Source organism: Methylobacterium sp. Leaf399, from assembly GCF_001424525.1.
GTDB lineage: Bacteria > Pseudomonadota > Alphaproteobacteria > Rhizobiales > Beijerinckiaceae > Methylobacterium.
The window spans coordinates 1-4,533 of record NZ_LMQK01000015.1 but is presented as its reverse complement, the minus strand read 5'-3'; the positions used below and the strand labels follow the sequence as shown (position 1 = coordinate 4,533).

Annotated in this window: 2 protein-coding genes; one reads left to right on the top strand and one right to left on the bottom strand. The window is 66.9% G+C overall.

The window, feature by feature from the left end; translation table 11 throughout:
* Positions 1-320 precede the first annotated feature (320 nt).
* The gene (locus ASG40_RS21685; protein WP_200944246.1) at positions 321-1,760 is read right to left on the bottom strand and encodes a TylF/MycF/NovP-related O-methyltransferase; all 1,440 of its coding nucleotides are present in this window, start codon (positions 1,758-1,760) and stop codon (positions 321-323) included.
* Between ASG40_RS21685 and ASG40_RS10660 the strand changes: the two genes are divergently transcribed.
* Positions 1,720-4,278, top strand: a complete 2,559-nt coding sequence (locus ASG40_RS10660; RefSeq protein ID WP_244480594.1) for a fused MFS/spermidine synthase — start codon at positions 1,720-1,722, stop codon at positions 4,276-4,278. The two genes, ASG40_RS21685 and ASG40_RS10660, sit on opposite strands and share 41 nt — an antisense overlap.
* The last annotated feature ends 255 nt before the right edge of the window (positions 4,279-4,533 follow it).

Here is a 4,533-nt window from a genome sequence, read left to right as displayed (position 1 = left end):
GCAAGGGTCGCTGCGCGCAATCGGCAAGGGTCGCTGCGCGCAATCGGCAAGGGTCGCTGCGCGCAATCGGCAAGGGTCGCTGCGCGCAATCGGCAAGGRTCGCTGCGCGCAATCGGCAAGGATCGCTGCGCGCTATCGGCAAGGGTCGCCGTCGCGCGACCTGGCGGGTCGCGATCGCTTCGCAGGCGTCGGTGGACCGCTGCGGGCCATCCGCGTCGCATCCCATCCGTGCGTGGATCGCCCGCCGATGCCGGAGCTTGGGCCGCTTCGTGACGCCCGCAGGGGTGGGTCGGCGGTGGCGGTGCTCCGCGAGCGGCTCGCTAGCGGGCCGCGCTGATCGCCGTGGCCGCCGGGAAGGCGATGGTGTGGATGGTCACGCGCGACAGGCCGGCTTCTACCGGCAAGGTCCAGAAATCGGCGCCGAACTCGGTGTGGACGACGAAATCGTCGCCGGTCTCCGCCGGATTGCCGTGATAGCTCTTGGGCAGACCCGCCCGGCCCCGCGACAGCCGGCCTACGATGACAGGCACGGTGTAGCAGATCGCGCCGCCAGGCTTCAGGACCCGGGCACATTCCCGCAGCGCATGCGCCGGGTTCTCGATGTGCTCGAGCGTGTCCGAGTGGACGACGAGATCGAAGCTTTCGTCGGGGTAAGGGAGGGCGTGCATGTCGACCTCGGGATAGGCGCCGAAGGTGTAGCCCGGCATCTTGCGAAGGTATTGGCTCAATCCTCCCGCTTCGTTGAGCTCCAGGATCTGGATGCGCGAGGCGGCCCTGGAGGCGACGAACTCCCTCAATGTCTCCTGCGTGCCGAGGGTCGCCACGATCGCCTTGGCCAGCGCGATCGACCGAAGGTTCGCGCCGCAGTCGGCGCAGCATTCGCCCTGCTGCCGATTGACGTAATGCGTCTCGTGTTCCGACAGCTGCCACTCGTCGATCAGCGCGTCCCACAGGACGGGCCGAACAGGCCGGAAGCGATCGCTGCCGCAGGCGAAGCACCACGGCGCGTCTGTCTTGGACGACGGTCGTTCCAGGCGCCTCGACGGCGCAATGGACGAGACCGCCTCCGGCTTGATCATCAGGCCCTGTCCGGTGGGCAGCGATGCGATGGTGATGTTCTTGGCCGCCGCGAAGGCATCCATCGCGATCTTCTGGGTGCGATAGCCGTGATAGGCGTAATCATCGAGAAGGATCGGCGCTCCGGGTACGATCCTGTCCCAGAAGTATTCGAGGGCGGCGACTTCGGGAGGCGAGCAATTCATGTCGATGTGGATGAAGGCGATCGTCTCCGGCGTCGCCTGGGGCAGCGTTTCGGGTATGGCGCCCTCGATGATCCTGACGTTTCGCCAATCTGAGAAATTCGCGTGCGCGAGTTGCGATCCGGTGACGAGAAATCCCGCGTCGCGCTCGCGCTGGGTGCGCTCCAGGACGCCGCTCCTCCGTTCTTCGTCGGAGACATAGCGCGGATCGACGCCGGTGAACGTGTCCATGAGGTAGAACGTGCGGCCGGTCGTGTCCCAATCCAGCATCTGCATGATGGCGGAGCTGAGGAACCCGCGGTTCACTCCGCATTCGACGAAATCACCCCGGAGGTTCGACGCGTGGCGCGCGGCCCACAGGCCGATGTGGACCCGCCAGTACCACTTGTAGTCCTGTCCCGCCGCCTGGACCCCGCGGGCGTAAGCGCCCTTGAAGTCCGCATCGTCCAGGAATTCGTGGTTGTGGATCGTCCTGAGACCATCGAAGTCATATGCGGTCATCGTCGATCGTCACCTGCGAGGCGGTCCGGACACGGCCGAGGGTGGATGGCCCTCCCAGGGGTGTCAACGCCGTCCGGCGCGACGACGTGCGAAGGAACGCGCCCCTGACCGCGACCCCCGACCCGATGCGGACCGGAGCGGTTCTCGGGATGCGTGTCTCCCGACTTCCGCTCGCGTCGCGAGCGCGACACCAAGATTTAACGGCGCCTCGGTAATCGAGGGCGGGAGGACGGAGCGAATTTGGCCGATGACGACGCTGACGGTTAAGGCTGGGCCCGTCCGATCCGGCCCCTCGGCCCGCCTCGCCGCGTTCCTCGGCCTCTACACAGCGACGATCTTTCTCTCGGCCTTGCTGCTGTTCGGCATCCAGCCGATGTTCACGAAGATGGTGCTGCCCGTCCTCGGTGGCTCGCCGTCGGTGTGGTCCGTCGCGATGGTGGTGTTCCAGGCGCTGCTGCTCCTCGGGTACGCCTATGCGCACGCCCTCGTCCGGTACTGTCCCCTACGGATCGCCGCCGCGGTCCATGTCCTCGTGATGGTCGGCGCGTTTGCGGCACTGCCCATTCAATTTGCTGCCGGATGGGGAAAGCCGCCGGCAGACGGAGAGGCCGTTTGGCTCCTGGGCCTGTTCCTGGCCTCCGTGGGACTGCCGTTCTTCGCGCTTTCGGCCAACGGACCACTCCTGCAGGCCTGGTTCGCCCGGTCGGGCCATCCGCAGGCCGGCGACCCCTACTTCCTGTATGGCGCGTCGAACATCGGCTCGTTCCTGGCCCTGATCGCATATCCGCTTGCGGTCGAACCGTTCGTTTCCCTGCAGGATCAGAGCCGAGCCTGGACCTTCGGCTTCGCGGGCCTGGCGGCCGTCATCGCCCTGTGCGCCACGACGGCAACGCGCATGGCCGCAGGCACGGACCGGAGCACGCGGATACCTTTGCTCGCGACCACGCCGGCGAGCGCAGGAGCTTTGTGGCGCGAGCGCCTCGCCTGGGTGGCCCTCGCCTTCGTGCCCTCCGGGCTTCTGGTGGCGGTGACGGCGCATATCTCCACCGACGTCGCGGCGGCGCCCCTCCTATGGGTGGTGCCGCTCGCCTTGTTCCTGCTGACCTTCGTCCTGGCGTTCCGCGACCGGATGGCTCCGTCCCAACTCGTGCTGTCCGGCCTTCAGGTGATCGGGACCGCGTTGGCACTGTTTCCGATGATCTCCGCGACGTCCCTGTTCGTCGGGCTGGCACTCCATCTGGGCCTGTTCTTCGTCAACGCCATGATCTGTCACGGGGCACTCTACCAACGCCGGCCTGCGGCCGGGCGGCTGACGGAGTTCTACCTCTGCCTGTCGTTCGGCGGCATGCTGGGCGGCATCTTCTGCGCCCTCGTCGCACCGCGCCTCTTCTCCACGGTGCTGGAATATCCCATCCTCCTCGTGGTGGCGCTCGCCTGCAGGCCGGACCTGGCGGCACTGTCGCGGACGTCGCTGCGGGACGGCCGGCGGCGTATCGTGCTGGCGGCCACGCTCCTGGCGGCCGGGTCTGCCGTCACCGTCTCGATGCTGCCAGCCTCGGCGCTCGTCTTCGGCCTGCTGGCGTTGATCGCTTTGATGATCGCCCGGTGGCGCAAGCCGCTCGTGGTCGCTCTTGCCGGTCTGACCCTCGCCGTGAGCACCGCCCATCTCCAGAGGTCGGCGTCCGAGACCACGGCGTTCCGGTCGTTCTTCGGCATCCACAAACTGTCCATGTCGAGCGACGGCCGCTTCCGGATGCTCAACCATGGCACGACCCTGCACGGCGCCATGCGGGTGACCTCCGACGATGGAACCCCGTTTCTGGGCCGACCGGAGCCGGTGACCTACTACGGAATGGACGGCGCGATGGGCACGGCCATCGCGGCATCGCGAGCCAGCCACGGGGGCAGGTTGGGAGCGGTCACGGTGGTGGGGCTGGGGGCAGGCAGCCTCGCCTGCCACGCGGTCCCCGGCGAGGCGTGGACTTTCCTGGAGATCGATCCCGAGGTCGTCCGCATCGCGAGTGACCCGACCCTGTTCCGCTTCCTCGGCTCCTGTGCCCCGCAAGCCCGGATCGTCGTCGGCGATGCCCGGCTGACCCTCGCGGAACAGACGGGGGCCAACGCCCTGATCGTGGTCGATGCGTTCTCGTCGGACGCGATCCCGAGCCACCTGCTGACCCGCGAAGCGCTCGGCCTCTATGTCTCGAAACTCGAACGGGATGGGGTGATCGTCATCCATATCTCCAACCACCATCTCGAGTTGCGTCACATCCTCGCTCGCGCAGCTGCCGACAGCGGATTGGTGACCTATGTCCGGGACGACTCGGGCAGGACGTTTTCCCAAAGCACCTTCATCGCTCCGAGCGTCGTCGTCGCGATGGCTCGCACGGACGGTGACCTGGAGGCTCTCCATCGGCGCGGCGACTGGACGAAGGTCATCCCCGACAACCGACGCACGCCCTGGAGTGACGATTTCAGCAACATCGTCGAAGCCATGGTCGACAAGGTTCGGCGCTGAACGGCGCGTCCTCTATGGACTTGAGGGTCGCCCGCGGGGCCTGTCTGCGATCGGGTCGAAGCGGGTCGAGTGTCGGAGAGGTCGGCACGGGCGGTTCAATTTCGATGTGTCCGTGAAAACAGGGGAGGATCAGCCGCGCAGGCCGACCGGAACGCGAGCTAATACCAAGCCTCGCTGAGCAGGACTCACGCGGGGTAGCGTCAGCATCTCGGTCGTGATTCCTTCCTTGGGTTTGGAGCCTGAGGAGGATGCGAT